The sequence below is a fragment of the Burkholderia pyrrocinia genome (assembly GCF_001028665.1).
Taxonomy (GTDB): Bacteria; Pseudomonadota; Gammaproteobacteria; order Burkholderiales; family Burkholderiaceae; genus Burkholderia; species Burkholderia pyrrocinia.
On record NZ_CP011504.1, the window covers coordinates 2,318,847 to 2,334,304 of the forward strand.

Annotated in this window: 15 protein-coding genes; 8 read left to right on the forward strand and 7 right to left on the reverse strand. The window is 63.5% G+C overall.

The genetic code is table 11. From position 1 onward, the window contains the following. Positions 1-172 precede the first annotated feature (172 nt). Positions 173-733: a putative glycolipid-binding domain-containing protein gene (locus ABD05_RS26540; RefSeq protein ID WP_047902956.1), complete on the forward strand. Its 561-nt coding sequence runs from the start codon at positions 173-175 to the stop codon at positions 731-733. Here ABD05_RS26540 and ABD05_RS26545 read toward each other — a convergent pair. The 5 genes from ABD05_RS26545 to ABD05_RS26565 form a co-directional block, all read right to left on the reverse strand. Then, entirely contained in the window at positions 688-1,599 is a 912-nt protein-coding gene (locus ABD05_RS26545; protein WP_047902957.1) for an alpha/beta fold hydrolase, read from the reverse strand. The two genes, ABD05_RS26540 and ABD05_RS26545, sit on opposite strands and share 46 nt — an antisense overlap. A 4-nt stretch (positions 1,600-1,603) precedes the next feature. Then, positions 1,604-2,509, reverse strand: coding sequence for a metal-dependent hydrolase (locus ABD05_RS26550; protein WP_047902958.1), 906 nt, complete (start codon positions 2,507-2,509; stop codon positions 1,604-1,606). Then, positions 2,506-3,441 (reverse strand): SDR family NAD(P)-dependent oxidoreductase, encoded by a 936-nt coding sequence (locus ABD05_RS26555; RefSeq protein WP_047902959.1) that lies wholly within the window; start codon positions 3,439-3,441, stop codon positions 2,506-2,508. Before ABD05_RS26555 ends, ABD05_RS26550 begins: the two co-directional genes overlap by 4 nt. Positions 3,442-3,462: 21 nt before the next feature. Beyond that, positions 3,463-5,046: a flavin-containing monooxygenase gene (locus tag ABD05_RS26560; RefSeq protein ID WP_047902960.1), complete on the reverse strand. Its 1,584-nt coding sequence runs from the start codon at positions 5,044-5,046 to the stop codon at positions 3,463-3,465. A gap of 246 nt (positions 5,047-5,292) precedes the next feature. Continuing rightward, positions 5,293-5,964, reverse strand: coding sequence for a lysoplasmalogenase (locus ABD05_RS26565; RefSeq protein ID WP_047902961.1), 672 nt, complete (start codon positions 5,962-5,964; stop codon positions 5,293-5,295). A gap of 408 nt (positions 5,965-6,372) precedes the next feature. On the opposite strand from ABD05_RS26565, the gene speB reads away from it, so the two are divergent. From speB to ABD05_RS26590, 5 genes are all read left to right on the forward strand, one after another. Continuing rightward, positions 6,373-7,341: an agmatinase gene (gene speB / locus ABD05_RS26570; protein ID WP_047902962.1), complete on the forward strand. Its 969-nt coding sequence runs from the start codon at positions 6,373-6,375 to the stop codon at positions 7,339-7,341. A 308-nt stretch (positions 7,342-7,649) separates the two neighbouring features. After that, positions 7,650-8,177: a hypothetical protein gene (locus ABD05_RS26575; protein WP_047902963.1), complete on the forward strand. Its 528-nt coding sequence runs from the start codon at positions 7,650-7,652 to the stop codon at positions 8,175-8,177. 129 nt (positions 8,178-8,306) lie between these two features. Next, on the forward strand, positions 8,307-9,617 hold the full coding sequence (locus ABD05_RS35350) for a DUF6602 domain-containing protein (protein ID WP_053059978.1): 1,311 nt from the start codon (positions 8,307-8,309) through the stop codon (positions 9,615-9,617). A gap of 150 nt (positions 9,618-9,767) precedes the next feature. Further along, positions 9,768-10,433, forward strand: coding sequence for a HEAT repeat domain-containing protein (locus tag ABD05_RS26585; protein WP_047903825.1), 666 nt, complete (start codon positions 9,768-9,770; stop codon positions 10,431-10,433). A 145-nt stretch (positions 10,434-10,578) separates the two neighbouring features. Continuing rightward, complete coding sequence (locus tag ABD05_RS26590; protein ID WP_047902964.1) at positions 10,579-11,586, forward strand: HEAT repeat domain-containing protein; 1,008 nt, start codon at positions 10,579-10,581, stop codon at positions 11,584-11,586. 344 nt (positions 11,587-11,930) lie between these two features. Here ABD05_RS26590 and ABD05_RS36750 read toward each other — a convergent pair whose 3' ends face one another. Further along, positions 11,931-12,284 carry a colicin immunity protein gene (locus ABD05_RS36750; protein ID WP_082146230.1) on the reverse strand — a complete coding sequence of 118 codons (354 nt, stop codon included), beginning with the start codon at positions 12,282-12,284 and terminating at the stop codon, positions 11,931-11,933. 249 nt (positions 12,285-12,533) lie between these two features. Here ABD05_RS36750 and ABD05_RS26595 point away from each other — a divergent pair, with 249 nt between their 5' ends. Next, entirely contained in the window at positions 12,534-12,920 is a 387-nt protein-coding gene (locus ABD05_RS26595) for a hypothetical protein (protein ID WP_047902965.1), read from the forward strand. Positions 12,921-13,130: 210 nt separating this feature from the next. On the opposite strand, the gene ABD05_RS26600 is transcribed toward ABD05_RS26595, so the two are convergent. Then, a complete protein-coding gene (locus ABD05_RS26600; protein WP_175804787.1) occupies positions 13,131-14,198 on the reverse strand; it encodes a hypothetical protein in 1,068 nt (355 codons plus the stop codon). Positions 14,199-14,410: 212 nt separating this feature from the next. Between ABD05_RS26600 and ABD05_RS26605 the strand changes: the two genes are divergently transcribed. After that, positions 14,411-15,334, forward strand: coding sequence for a recombination-associated protein RdgC (locus ABD05_RS26605; RefSeq protein ID WP_047902967.1), 924 nt, complete (start codon positions 14,411-14,413; stop codon positions 15,332-15,334). The last annotated feature ends 124 nt before the right edge of the window (positions 15,335-15,458 follow it).

The following is a 15,458-nucleotide window of genomic DNA, read 5'->3' on the forward strand; positions in this document are numbered from 1 at the left end:
GGGGCGTGGCGATGCCAGCCGGCCTGCGTTAACGGTTTTTGGGCAATTTGTCGGTTTCGGTAGCGAATTTGGGCAATCGCTAGCCTTTCCGCGCAAGTACGCGTTTGTTGGCGTCTTCGTTCGGGAATTTGTGCGACGATGCCCCGCATCAAGGAAACCGGGAGGCGGAACGATGCGCGAAGTGCGTTGGGCGTCGCTAGAAGGCGACGGGGTCGAACATCTGACGTTCGACCGGAGCGGCGGCGGGATCGTCGTCGAAAGCGCGGTGGTCGGCCAGCGGTACGGCCGCGCATACGGGCTCGCGTATCGCGTCGAATGCGATCCGCACTGGCGCGTGACATACGCGGTGCTCAAGGTGATGGGCGGCGGCACGCTGGAATTGCGCGGCGACGGGGCAGGCCACTGGCACGACGGCGCGGGCCGCGCGCTAACCGAGCTCGACGGTTGCATCGACATCGACATCGCCGCAACGCCGTTCACGAATTCGCTGCCGATCGGCCGCCTCGGGCTTGCGCGCGGCGAGCGGCGGCCGATCGACGTCGCGTATGTCTCGACGCCGGACCTGAAGGTCACGCCGGTCAAGCAGGCCTACGCATGCATCGAGCCGGGCCGGCGCTACCGCTACGAAGGCATCTTCCGGAATTTCACGGCCGAGATGGACATCGACGCCGACGGGCTCGTCGTCGACTACGAGACGCTGTTCAGACGCCTGCCAGCGCCGACGGGGCGCTGAACCGCGGCGTTCGTGACCGCCGGCCGCTCCTGCGCGGACGCGAAACGGTCGATCCGCGACGCGATCATGTCCGGGTGGCGCAGCACGATCCAGTGCGTGCCGTCGATTTCCTCGCGCACGTGGTCGCCGAGCCAGCGGTCGAGGTCGACCGACATCTCGGGCGTGACATAACGGTCGCGCACCGGCACCAGGATCTGCACGGGCGCCTGCGCGTACCGTTCGCGCGGCTTGCGCGCCCGTGCGATGAAGTTCGCGCGATACAGCTGCAGGCCGTTCAGCGCATTCTTCAGCTGCACGGGATCGCGCTCGGCACGCACGCGCTCGGTGAGCTGCAGCCAGCGCGGCCACAGCGCCGCACCGCCGAGCCGCCACACCAGCGACGGCACGAGCGGCAGGTGGAAGAACGCGATGTACCACGATTTCAGGCTCTGCTTGAGCCGCAGCTTCGCGCGGAACACGTGATCGAGGCACGGGCCCGAGATCGACGTGTACGACGCGATCCGGCCGCGGAACGCGGGGTCGGTCACGGCCTCCCAGCACTGGATCGAGCCCCAGTCGTGGCCGACGAGGTGGAACGGCCGGCCGCCGCAGGTCGCGTCGGCCACCGCCTTCAGGTCGTCGGCGAGCCGCGCGAGCGTGTAGTCGGCGCGGCGGCGCGGCGCATCGGACGCGCCGGCGCCGCGCACGTCGTACGCGATCACGCGGTAGCGCTTCGCGAGCCGCGCGCGGATCGGCGCCCACACGGCCGCCGAATCGGGGTAGCCGTGCACGAGGATCAGCGGCGGCGCGCGACGCGATCCGCTTACGTAGACGGCGAGCTTCACGTCGCCGGACTGGACGGTCAGCATCTCGTGTGCGCGCGCCATTGCGTCATGCCTGCGGAACCGGATGCAGCGGCACGCGGCGCGGGGCGGCCTGCGCCGCGTAGCGCGCGTTGGTCGCGTCGATGTTCTCGAGCAGCGTGTCGAGCCCCTGCAGGTACTGGTGGTTGTCGTGGTCCCACGGATGGAAGCCCGGGCGGAAGTAGTCGAGCCATTCGCGCGCGATGCTCGGGAATACGCCGTGCTTCGGGCCGTACAGATACTTCACGAGGCGCCACATGCCGCCGAACTTGCCGTGTTCGCGACGGTGCGCGCGCATCAGGCGCACGTGGAAGTCGAACACGATCGTCCAGAAGAACACGGTCGTCGTCAGCATCGTGCCCGTGCGCAGCAGGTAGCTGCCAAGGCCGGGTTTCATCACGGCGGTCCATACGTCGTAGGACACGGCCTTGTGCTCGGTTTCCTCCATCGCATGCCACATCCACATCTGCTGGTAGCCTTCGACCGATCCGTCGATCCGGTGCTCGTGGCCCGACAGCAACTGGTTCGCGAGGATCGCCGTGTAGTGCTCGAGCGCGATCGTGATCGCGAGCTGCATCGAATGCGGCAGCGCCTTCTTGAACCAGCCGAGGATCGTCCACAGGCGCCTGTCGAGCTTGTGCGCGGGCAGGCCCGACGCCTGCAGCAGGTCGTTGTATTCGATGTGTTCGCGCGTGTGCATCGCTTCCTGGCCGATGAAGCCGAGCACCTGCTTCTTCAGCTCGGGATCCTCGATCCGGTCGCGGTAGTTGCGCACCGAATCCATGAAGAAGCGTTCGCCGGCCGGGAACAGCAGCGACAGCGCGTTCATGAAGTGCGTGACCGGCACGCCCTGCACGTGCCAGTCCTTCGCGTGTTCCGGCGGCAGCGCGAAACGGATGTCGCGCCGCACGGGCATCATGTTCGGGGTCGTCATGATTGTTCTCCTCCCTGATTACCTGCGTTGTTGTAGGTGGCGTGCAGCGGTGCGGGCGCGGGCGTGCCGCGTGCGGCGTCGCGGCGGGCTCTCGCGGCCTCGCGGCGCGTCGCGAGCACGACGAGCGCCTGGTACGCGGACGGCAGGACGCGCGCCATCCAGTCCCCGGCCTTCGCATCGCGGCCGATCAGCACACGGCGCTTGTTGCGGCGCACGCCGGCGAGGATCGTGCGCGCGGCGTCGTCGGCGGTCGTGATGAAGAACTTCTCGAACGTGTCCCGGCCTTGCTGCTCGCTCGCGACCATGAAGCCGACCATGTTCTTCGACACGCGGCTGGCCTGCGCGATGTTCGTGCGGATGCCGCCCGGGTGCACGCAGGTCGCCGACACGCCGCACTTCATCATGTCGAGTTCCTGGCGCAGCGATTCGGTGAAGCCGCGCACCGCGAACTTGGTCGCGTTGTAGCCGCTCATGCCCGGTTGCGCGAAGATCCCGAACAGGCTCGACGTGTTGATCACGTGGCCGTCGCCCGATGCCTTCAGGTGCGGCAGGAACGCCTTCGTGCCGTGCACGACGCCCCAGAAGTTGATGTTCACGATCCACTCGAGATCGCTGTATTCCATCCCTTCGATCGTGCTCGACAGCGCGACGCCCGCGTTGTTGAAGATCAGGTTGACCTTGCCGTGTTCCTTCGCGGTGTCGTCGGCCCACGCGAACATCGCGTCGCGCTCGCCGACGTCGAGCACGCGCGTCGACACGCGCACGTTCGGCGCGATCGCGCGGACGATCCGTTCGGTTTCGGCGAGGCCGACGCCATTCTTGTCGGCGAGCGACACATGGCAGCCGGCCTGCGCGAGCTGGATCGCGAGCGAGCGGCCCATGCCCGAGCCGGCACCCGTGATCGCGGCGACCTTGTTGGCGAAATCTCTCATGTCGATGGCTCCTTGTCTGGCTCAGGCCGCTTCGGCGGAAGTGGATGCGGAAGCGGCGGGCGCGGTGACGGGCCGCGCGATCGTGTCGTTTTGCGGCGCGCGATACGCGTGGTAGTCGGCGATCGAGAAGCGCGCGGTCGCCTGGCGGAAGCGCCACGTGAAGCCCGGCCACAGCGTCGTGTTCTTGCCCGTGCGCGGGTCGAGATACCAGCTCTTGCAGCCGCCCGTCGACCAGATCGCTTTCTTCAGCCTGCCTTGAAGGTCGCTGTTGAACTGCGCCTCGACGAGCGGGCGCACCTCGATCGCGTCCGCGCGCTCGCGGTGCATCGCCTGCAGCGCGCCAAGGATGTATTCGATCTGCGACTCGATCATGAACACCATCGAGTTGTGCCCGAGCCCCGTGTTCGGGCCGACGATCATGAAGAAGTTCGGGTAGCCGGGCAGCGTCGAGCCGAGATACGCGTGCGCGCCGTCGCGCCATGCGTCGACGATGTCGAGGCCGCCGCGGCCGACGATCGCGCCGCGCGGATACGGATCGGCGACCTGGAAGCCGGTGCCGTAGATCAGGCAGTCGACTTCATGGCGGCGGCCGTCGGTCGTCACGACCGCGTCGGCTTCGATATGGTCGATGCCGGTCGTGATCACGTCGACGTTCTTGCGCGACAGCGCCGGGTAGTAGTCGTTCGAGATCAGCACGCGCTTGCAGCCGAGCGTGTAGTTCGGCGTGACGGTCTTGCGCAGCTCAGGATCGGGAATCTGCTTGCGGATGTGGCGCAGCGCGAGCTTCTGCACGTTCTTCATCAGCGACGGATGGATCGCGAAGCCGAGCACGCGCGATTCGAGCATCCAGTAGATGCCGCTGCGCACGGCCTTCTGCGTGAACGGCAGCGTGCGGAACAGCCATTTCTCGAACCCGGTCAGGTTGCGGTCGGGCTTCGGCATGATCCACGGCGGCGTGCGCTGGAACAGCGCGAGTTCCTTCACGCGCGGCGCGATCTGCGGCACGAACTGGATCGCGCTCGCGCCGGTGCCGATCACCGCGACGCGCTTGCCTTCGAGCGCGTAGTCGTGATCCCACTGCTGCGAATGGAACGCGCGGCCCCGGAAATTCTCGACGCCGGGAATGGCCGGCAGCGCGGCGCGCGACAGGCCGCCCATCCCCGACACCAGCACGCGCGCGGACAGCCGCTTGCCGTTCGCGAACGTGAGGCGCCAGCGCTGCGCGGCCTCGTCGTACTCGGCGCGCTGCAGTTCATGGTTCAGGCGCAGGTGCGGGCCGATCCCGAAGCGCTGCACGCAGTCTTCCAGATACGCGCGGATCTCCGGCTGCGGCGCGAACATGCGCGTCCAGCGCGGGTTCGGCGCGAACGAGAACGAATAGACGTGCGATTGCACGTCGCATGCACACCCGGGGTAATGGTTGTCGCGCCACGTGCCGCCGACCGACGCGGCCTTCTCGAGGACGACGAAGTCGGTCACGCCTGTTTGCCGCAGGCGGATCGCCATCCCGAGACCGGCGAAGCCGGTGCCGATGATGGCGATGTCGATGGTTTCGTCCAGGCCGTCGTGGCCGGGCGGACCGAAAGGCAACGTGCGAGCATTCATCCGGGTGTCTCCGATTTGGCTCATTTTCGAATGTTACATTGTTTGATGTAACGATAGAGGGTGAGCCCGGAAACCGCAAGAGGCTAGAAGCGGCGCTCTAAGGGCCGGAAGCCAGGCGGGAAAAGGCTGAGCGGGGTTTGGAACAGGCCGGTTTCCGCATTGCGGAATTCACGGAAAGGCCCGTCGATGGGGCAAGAGAAGCGGTGGACGAGACCGCCGGCGTGCGGCGGCCTGTTTGAAACGGAATCAGGGGCGGATCGATCGGGCGGCCGTCTCATGGAAAACCCCGGCCACGATCGTGACCTGCGCGAGCGCGTAGAGGCCCCAGATCAGGTAATCGATGCCCGGGAAGCCGCCGAGGAAGCGGCCGACGCCGATCAGCGTATCGGAGCCGACGAAGACCAGGCTGCCGACGGCCACCAGCGGGCCGTGCGTGCGGGCGGCGAGCGCGAAGCTCGCCATTGCGCACAGCACGAGCATGTAGACGGCGACCGGCGCCAGCAGCTCGCCGAGGTGCGGCAGGAAGGCGAGGTAGAACGCCGGCGCGGCGATCCAAAGCCCGACCAGCGCGGCGATGCGCCAGCCGTGCGGCCGCGCGCGCCAGCGGAAGAAAATCGCGCAATAGAAGAGATGCGTGAGCAGGAACGCGCCGAGGCCGAGGACGAACGACAGCGGCCAGTCGGACAGCGCGAGCAGCACGTCGCCGAGCACGGCCGTGGCGAGCGCTGCGCACAGCCACGCGCGTTCGCGCGGCGCGCCGCAGGTGCTGCCTGCCGCGAGCAGCAGGATGCCCATCGCGGCTTTCGCGGCGGCCTGGCCCGGATAGGGCGCGGCGGCGAGCGACAGCCCGTACAGCAGCGCGGCGGCGGCGGCGAGCGGCCAGAGCCGGCGGTAGGTGGCGGGAAGCGTGGCGATCAAGGCGGGTGTCTCCGGTTTGTTGTTGTCTGCGGTGGACGGCGCGCCGTCGGCGGCGCGGCTGCGGCCATTATCCGGAAGAAAGGGCGGGCGAAAACCGGCGAATCCTTCTAGGACGCGGTCGGGACGGCTGCGCAGGCGTGAGCCCGCCGCTGCATCGATCCGGCGATGCCGGCCTTCGATGCGCGGGCGTTGCCGCCGGATTTCTTCAACGCGTTGCCCCCGCCGAACCGGGGCAACGACTCCAATTCGGCTTGCTATGATCGCCGCGGTATTGCCGTTGTCGTTGTCCCGCCCGGCCGCGCGACTGGATGCGCAAGCCGGTGCGTGCCCGATGAATCCATGCCGTGCCCGGCCCGCGCGCCAATGCAAAGCGGGGCGGAGCCGGCTCCCACGAAAACAGGTCCGACCATGACCGAACTTCTCCGCGGCGACGGTGCGATCCGTCGCACGACGCCATACGGCTCCTCGATCGAAAACACCTATGCGGGCGTGCTGTCGTTCATGCGCCGCAATTACTCTCGCGCGCTGGACGGCGTCGACGTCGCGATTTCCGGCGTGCCGCTCGACCTCGCGACGACTTATCGCTCCGGCGCGCGGCTCGGGCCGGCCGCGATCCGCGCGGCGAGCGTGCAGCTCGCGGAACTCAATCCGTATCCGTGGGGCTTCGATCCGTTCGACGACCTTGCCGCCATCGACTACGGCGACTGCTGGTTCGATGCGCACAACCCGCTGTCGATCAAGCCGGCGATCGTCGAGCATGCGCGCACGATCCTGCGCTCGGGCGCGAAGATGCTGACGCTCGGTGGCGACCACTACATCACGTATCCGCTGCTGGTCGCGCACGCGGAGCGCTACGGCAAGCCGCTGTCGCTGATCCATTTCGACGCGCACTGCGATACGTGGGCCGACGACGATCCGGACAGCCTCAATCACGGCACGATGTTCTACAAGGCCGTGAAGGAAGGGCTGATCGATCCCGCCACGTCGGTGCAGATCGGCATCCGCACGTGGAACGACGACTTTCTCGGGATCGAGCGGCTCGATGCCGCGTGGGTGCACGACCACGGTTCACGCGCGGCGGTCGAGCGGATCGTCGACATCGTCGGCGCGCGGCCCGCGTACCTGACGTTCGACATCGACTGCCTCGATCCGGCGTTCGCGCCTGGGACGGGGACGCCAGTTGCGGGCGGGTTGTCGTCAGCGCAGGCGCTGGCGATCGTGCGTGCGCTCGGGGCGGTGAATCTGGTTGGGGCGGATGTGGTCGAGGTGGCGCCTGCTTACGATCATGCGGACATTACTGCGATCGCGGCCGCGCATGTCGCGTGCGATCTGCTGTGTCTGTGGCGGCAGAAGAAGGTGGCGGGGGCGTTGAAGTAGGCCGGTGCGCATGGCTACGTAATGCAAAAGGCCGGTGGGCAGGGTGACTGCCGGCCTTTTTTCATGCGCTGCGCGTGACTTCGCCGGATCAATGAGCGGGTGCTGATTGCCCGTCGTGTGTCAAGAAAAAGGCGCTTCGCGGATTTCCGTGGATGGCGCTTCCCGACCCGAAGGCGACAGTCGGCACTCTACAAAGCGGTCATTCGACGTGACTGGAAGGATTCCGATCTTTGATAGGACGTCCGCTATGCCTTAAGCTTGTCGAAGAGCCCGTAGTTAGCCAAACACAGACCACCATCGAGAACGAAATGCACAGCTACACCGAACTAGCACTGAGAAACACAGAGTTCATACTTTCAAAGCTGGAGGAAGTTACGACGGCGGCTACGGCGGCACTGCAAACAAGCGCCGCGACGACATATATCAAAACGCTGCAAGCGGTACAGCTTGAGAAGGTAATTCATGCGATCGGTGTCTTTTCAATTTTTGAGGCTCGGTTGCAGGACGGACTAGCCTGTGCGGACGGATTCAAAGAGGCAAAGGCCATTCTTACCCAGGCCGGATTGACAGACCTAAATGAACGATTCGAAGACTTGTACTTCGCAATTAATGTCTTGAAGCACGGTCACGGAAAGAGCTATAACGCTCTCTGTGTGAAAGCTGGCCAACTACCGTTCCGTGTGAAGTTGCCTGGACAGGATTTCTTTAACGAGGGCGATACAGCAGAAGTTGCGACCTTGATCGAAGTTGACGACAAATTTGTGCGATATTGCTTCGATACGATTACGGAGGTTTCGGAGGCTATTCGGAATCAGAGACCGAACTACATCGGTTAGAAAAAAAGCCCGCTCGAAGCGGGCTTTCTTGTGTCTGGGGGCAATTCACGCGGCGAACTTTTGACTTCGCCCACGTCTGCCACTAGCTGCTGCAAAAACAATCCTTAAATTAATCGACAATCTCGCACCATGATCAAGAACGCCTCAGATATCCTGACCGCCTTCATTGCTAAAGAGAGTGAGAAGGTCGAGGCCATCTCGATGCAGCATATGCCGACGCTCGGCAGCGCCTACGAGGCGATCGCAAAAGAAGGCATCGACCAACAATTCGTTCTGCCGCCCGGCTTGGATCTGCGCGTCGTTTCTGGGTTCATTGAAGGCTGTCACAAACAGATAGATGGCATGCTCGTCCAAGGAGAGGGGCGGCGCTACGGCCTAACCGATAAATACATCTATCCGGCATGTCAGGTTCTGTGTGTGCTCGAAGTCAAGAAGACCCTGGAGAGCACAGCACTAGCCGAGGGCGTCACGCATCTGGCAGACATCCTGCGCTACTGCGATGTAGATGTCCGAGCTAGGCTCGACGCAGGTGAGTACTTCGACATAAGGTCGGCACGAGAGTCGTACGAGATGCTCACTGGCCGCGTCGGGCCTCTCAGTACACAGGCCGCACTCAGCCTCCCAGAGCCGGATCGGATCAATTTTGTCACCCTTCTCCGCCAAAGCTACGCCCCGGTGGCGGTGCTTCTGGGATTTAACGGCTACGCCACCGAGCATGGTCTTCGCTCGGCAATGCTCAAATTCACCCAATCCAACATAGGCGCGTTGGCAAAGAATTTGCCAGAAATCTTGCCGGCACTCATTACCGCCGGTACCTTCAGTCTGGTGAAGTGCACGGGGCAACCGTACCTGTGCCGTGCCCCAAATGGGGGATGGGTTCTTCTAGCGTCAGGCCGGAACAATGTCGCGCGCATCCTCTTGGAATTCCTTTGGACCAAGATTTCGATTATCTGTGGCGTCCCGATGCCGTTCGGCACGGATCTGGATCATGAATACCTTGCGGAACTCATCGTCATGCGAGGCGAATCTGTAAACGGAAAGGGTGTCTTCAAACTTAGTACACACGAACTCTCAGAGAAAGACCTCAAGCGCCCTGGGGCCACGGATTGGGAGCCGAGACAGCTCTCCGCAGCAGCCGTTGACGTGGCCAAGTCCCTCACTTTGCAACCCGCCCCCCTCAAGCTGGATCTCTCCCTCTCCGAAATTATCCACAAGAAACATGGAGTAGTTCTCGACGATGCGGTCTCGGAGCTCGTCGACACCCACGCCTACTGCAGGACCGACACCGAGCTTCGCCCAATCGGCCGCAACACCTTGATCGTCATACGCGAAGACGGTACTGGCTATTCGGACCTGAACACGGTTCGTTTGACTGCCTGGTGCGACAAGCAGGGGTTTGAGTGCACCCACGTGGTCATTTCTTCGGGAAATTTCGAGTGACCGATATTGTCCGCCCGCCGCCCCTCACCCGCGGAGGAGGCGGTAATCGGCCCCACGAACGGCTGCCTGGGCGTGCAATTCGCCCCTCGCCCGAAAACGCTTGACCTTGTCACAGTGACAAGGCGTCCACTGTCGGGCGAGGAGGCGTTCATGACCCGTCACTATCCCCCGACTTCCCGTCACGCACTGACCACGGCACTCGAGCATCCGGACGCTTCGCTCCGTCTTGCGGCTGCGCTTGGTGCCGGCACGGCTCCCGATCCAGGCCAGATCACGCTACTGGTGAAGCGTTGCGGTGTCGAACCGGATTTCTTCGTTCGCGACATGCTCACCTGGGCGCTCACCCGGCATGCGCAGGATCTGACCTTGCCATTGCTGCTTGACGAGCTGCGCTCGCCGTTGGCGCAAGCGCGTAGCCAGGCGCTGCATACGCTCTCGAAGATCGGCGACCCCGCAACCTGGTCAGCGATCACAAGCGGGCATCTACATGACCCCGATCCGGAGGTGGCACGAACTGCGTGGCGCACCGCGGCGGGGCTGGTGCCGACCTGGCAACGAGCCGCCTTGGCACGCGAACTGGTTCGCGAGCTGGGCCGCGGCGACAAGGACCTCAAGCGGAGTCTGAGCCGGGCCTTACTCATGCTTGGAGACGACGCCATGGCCCCGCTCGATGCGGCGGCCCGACACACGGACCCGGCGGTTCGCGTTCATGCCTGCGCGAGCCTCAGGCTCATCACGGACCCGGAGAGTGCGTTTGTGCTCGATCCAGCCGATGCGTGGCGCGCAGGTGCACCGTTGCCCTACGCCGATGAATAGGCGGGTTGACGGCGATCGATGTGATGAGCCACGTGTTGGCCGAGGTGATGGAAGCCGTTGGCGGTTTGTTAGAATCTTCGAGGCTCGATGGGAGCCAAGGCCGAGACACGACGCGGCGTGAACCAGATGACACCGGAGACAAGTGATGCGCATCAGCGAGTTGGCCAATCGTTCCGGCGTCAGCGCGCGCATGCTGCGGCACTACGACGCGATCGGACTGGTCAGCCCATCGGGACGTACGGAAGCGGGATACCGCGAGTATTCGCAAGCCGATGCCTTGCGCCTGTTCCAGGTGGAGAGCCTGCGTTCGCTGGGCCTTGGGCTGGCCGAGGTGCGTCAGGCGCTCAGCCAACAGGCGCCTCACCCCGATGTGCTCATTGACGCGCTGATGGTTCGCAGCCGCGAGCGGCTGGCCGCAGAGCAAGCGTTGCTTTGCCGGCTGACTTCTGTGTCCGCCACCTCTCCCGATGATTGGTCAGCAGTGCTTGAGGTCGTGCATCTGTTGAAAGGACTGGAGTCGACGCATGCGCCTGAGAGACAGCGTGCTGCGTTTGACGCCGCGTCCAGCGATGCCCCGCTTGCAGCACTCATCGCCCACGCACTGCTCCAGGAACAGGAGCCGAATGTCGCAGGTGCGCTGCACTGGGCGCTGGGAAGAACCGTAGGCAGCGGCGCCAGCGTACTTGGCGCGGCGCTTCAACAGCCCGATCCGGCAGTACGCGAACGGGCCGTGCTCGCGCTGGCGAAACTCGGCGGTTCCGATGCGGTGGAGACCTTGCGTGGCTCGCTTCTTGACCCCGCGGAGCGCGTGCGGTATCGCGCTGCGCGGGTGCTTGGCGGATGGGGGATACGCGACGCCATTCCCCTGCTGATCGAGCAGGTTCTTGGCGGGACTCACGATGTCGAGGCGGCCGATGCGTTAGCCGATTTGGCGGAAGACCCTGCGATCGCAAAGCAGATTGTGGAGCGCTTTGAAGCAGCGATCTCGGACGGTCCAGCCGATGTCCAGACCCGTGTACGTGTTTGTCAGGCGCTCGCCGAATTCAATGGCGCGGCGTCCGCCCTGCTTGCCCGGCTGGCCGCCGATCCCGACCCGTCCGTGGCGCGCAATGCGCGTTACGTGATGGGTATTCGCAACGACACGCCAACGTAGTCGAGTTTGAGTTTGATAGTCGGCCTATTCCTTGGAGGCGAATGCCCTCGTTTCCTGTCTCTCCCGGATCTGTCGGCGGGGAAATAGTCTGCTCGCTTGCTCGGCAGCAGACGTGCGCTTGTCCGGGAGGGTCTCATATCAGGAGCGGCCGGAGATAGCCGAGAAGCCAGCATTTCGACTTCAGAAGCCAAATGTCAGCTGGTGGCCGGCTACCGCCCCACGCGGTCGACTGTCGTCGACCCGTTGCGGACCTTGACGTCTTGGCAAAGCGAACGTTTACCGTGGAATGAGCGGGGCCGTGACCTGGGTGTAAATCCGGGTGGTCGAGATGCATCATGGGGGCGTCAAAAGCCGCGTGGCCGTCTGGATTTCCAGCCTGTCATCGGCGGGGCCGTCATCAAGAAAACATCGTGCGGAGGGCTCTCCGATCTAATGAACTCGGCTGCCCTTTGGTTATTGCGTTCCGCAGCCTCCAGATCAATAGGAGGATCAGCACCATCCCAAATGCAATCGACCCTCGCTTCGAATCCAGGGAAATGCCATATGCCGCCTTCGATTCGAGCGACAACCAAGCCGTGTTGGGCCGCCCGCTCACAAACTGCAATTGCCGCGTCGGTAGAAAGCTTCATCACAATGCTTCCATCGAGGAAAAAAAAGTCATCCGACGAATCGTAGACGCGAGAACGATCGATGTTCATTGGGTGGTTTCAATACAATCCGACTGCCAGAAGTTCATTTTAGATCGTCCTTCGCGATTGCGGACGACGCCAATGGCCGCTTTGTGTAGCGGTTGTCGACTAGTCCGCTCCTGGCCGCAAACCGCCGCATGTAGTCGGCGGTTGCCGACCCGGAGCGGCCCGCCAAGTTTGCCAATAGCGGCGACCGTGTAGGGCTTCGGGGCTGGTAGGATTCGTATCTGGTTGAGCGGGAGCGGGAAAAGTCAGCAAATGAAATTCGACATCGAGGGGAAAGCGGGAATCATCACGCCAACTCCAATACAGATTACCCGCGTGCTGAAATCACTGCGAAGCTTTGGCAAGTCCTCTTATGCGTCATTGACTGACGCTGCCGGCAACTATGTGCAGGTAGCGGGCGGCGGTGTCAGCTGTATGATCGAGCGTTTCGAGTTCGGCGCCCAACGATGGAGGGCGTTTCACGACAAACCTTCTCCTGTGCGTCCAGATGGCACGATCCTCGTCTTCGGAGCGGGCAGCATTCCGATGCGCTCAGATGAATGGTTCATGGCCGACCAGGTTGTGGAAGTATTTCTAGCCTTCCTCAACGGTGCACCGTACCCACCATTTGTTCACTGGCGGCCAGCGCCGGGCTTTTGATCCTGGGCTGCAAGCCGAGAGATACCTTCGATCGACTTTCGTATCGCGAATTGTCAACGATTCGAAGCTCCGGCGCGACTGACCGAAACTGGCCGAACCCGGCCGATTGCCGTTCCGGCGGTCCGCGACGTGCCAAACCGACCCGCAAGAGACATCGACAGTTCTCCAAAGCGGTCGTAGGCCGGCTGCGTGTTGCAAACACGCTGACCGTCATTCGGATGACGCTGGCAACTCATTTCCCTGCGCAGCACCGCATTGATGGCAATGCGGGAAGAAGAAGAAATTCCGGCCACCGCATCCGCATACATTGAAGAGCCGCAATCCGCAATGCACGCAGAACGTGGAGTCGTCGCCGCCGAGATTCCATTGCTTGTCGCATGACGGGCAGCGCTTTTTTTCGAGTGAACGGACGGCCTTTTCGTATCCGATCGTGCGTGCGCGTTCTCCCTGATCCTGCTGCAATTCGAGCCGCTTGCGTTCGGCATAACGCTGAAACGTCTTCATCATGTAGAGGCCGGCGAATACCGTGAGCGCAATGCCGACCAGGACCCGGACATAGCCGCCGAAATTCGGCAAGTACGGGACCAGTTCGATGAAAAACGCGCTCAGTGCAAACAGGCCAAAACCATACACGAAAGGCCAGTAGCGCACCTTGCGGTAGCGGATGAACAGCCAGATCGCAACCAGCAATATCGGTAACGTTAGCGCAAGCCGCAGTCCGAACACCTGTAACTCGTAATGCCGGGTCGCCGCTTCGAAGCGCTTTTCGGCTGCTGCGTCCGCGTCGGCGATTTGCGTATCCACTTGAGCCTGCCGCGATGCCAGTGCCCGTTGCTGGTCGCCGATCGCATCGATCTGATGCTGCCAGTTGATCACCACTGCCTGGAGCGTATCGAGCTTGCGGTTTCTCGCCAGAATGTCCGGGTCCCTCGCACTGTCTCCCGTCACCGAGCGGGTTGCCAGCCAGTTGCGGAAACTTTCTTTCTCGGCCGCGTACTCCTTCGCGGCGCGTCCGCGCGCCACCTCCATCGTGTCAGCCTTCTCGGCGAGCCTGTCGTGCTGCGCCTGCAGATCGCGCCGCGCTGCGTCCAGCCGCGCTTTCGCCGGAGCATCAGCGAATTGCTCGATGACGGGCGGCCCACCCCTCGGCGCGAACGCCATGTCGCGGATCACGAGACTGCCGAGCATGTTCAGAAAGACGGCGAAGACGATTGCAATCACCCATGAGGCGAGTCGCAGGAGCCGCGCTGGACTGGTCAGGTCATCGCTGGAAGTCATCATTGTCTTGCCTTTGTTGGAATGGTTATATCCGTGTAGTGGTAGGCGCCATAGCTTATTGGCGTCTCCGAATCTGGTTTGTCTGGCGGCAGCGGCGACTCCAATCCCAAGCATCTTCTCATTGTCATCAATCTTGATACAACCGTCGACTGTCTCTTTATGTCCGGGAAGCGCCCCCGTCATATAGAATGGTGCGCTTTGCCCGTACTCCTATGTGGTTCAAGAATCTTCAGCTTCATCGTCTTCCGGCACCTTGGGCCGTTACCCCCGATCAGATGGAACAATGGCTGGCGCCCCACGCGTTTCAGCCGGGCAGCAGCGTCGAGATGCAGCGCCACGGATGGGCGTCGCCGCGTGACGACGGCGCGCTCGTGTATTCGATCAACCGGCAGATGCTGCTGGTGTTTCGTGCCGAAAAGAAGCTGCTCCCGGCGTCGGTCGTCAATCAGGTGACCAAGGCCCGGGCGCTTGAAGTCGAGGAGCAGCAGGGCTTCAAGGTGGGGCGAAAACAGCTGCGCGAACTCAAGGAGCAGGTGACCGACGAACTGCTGCCGCGCGCGTTCACCATTCGCCGCGATACCCGCGTGTGGATCGATACGGCGAACGGCTGGCTCGTCATCGATGCCGCTGCACAGGCTCTTGCCGACGAGGTTCGCGGCCTGCTCGTCAAATCGATCGATCAGTTGCCGCTCGCCGGCGTTCAGGTGGCGCTTTCGCCGGTCGCCGCGATGACGGATTGGCTGCTGTCCGGCGAGGCGCCGGGCGGATTCACCGTGGACCAGGACGCCGAGTTGCGCTCGAGCGGCGAAGGCGGTGCCACGGTGCGATATGTCGGCCACGCGCTGGAAGCGAACGACATGCGCCGGCACATCGAGGCCGGCAAACAATGCATGCGCCTCGCGATGACCTGGAACGACCGGATCTCCTTCGTGCTGACACCGTCGCTGACGATCAAGCGTGTCACGCCGCTCGACGTGATCAAGGAGGCGACGGATCCCACCGCGCAGAACGACGATGAGCGCTTCGACTCGGATGTCACGCTGATGACGGGCGAATTGGCGCAGATGTTGACCGATCTTGTCGGTATCCTGGGTGGCGATCAGCACGACTCGATGCATAAGGCGGCAGCAGCCTGAACTCCGTCGGCCGCCGGGGATCATCGCCCCGCGACGGCGAGGCTGCGCGCTGACGCGACATTTCGAGGAGGGCCGTCGCCGCGCCCTGGCGGCGGCTCGCGGCCGGGCGCTCGCGACCCGAACC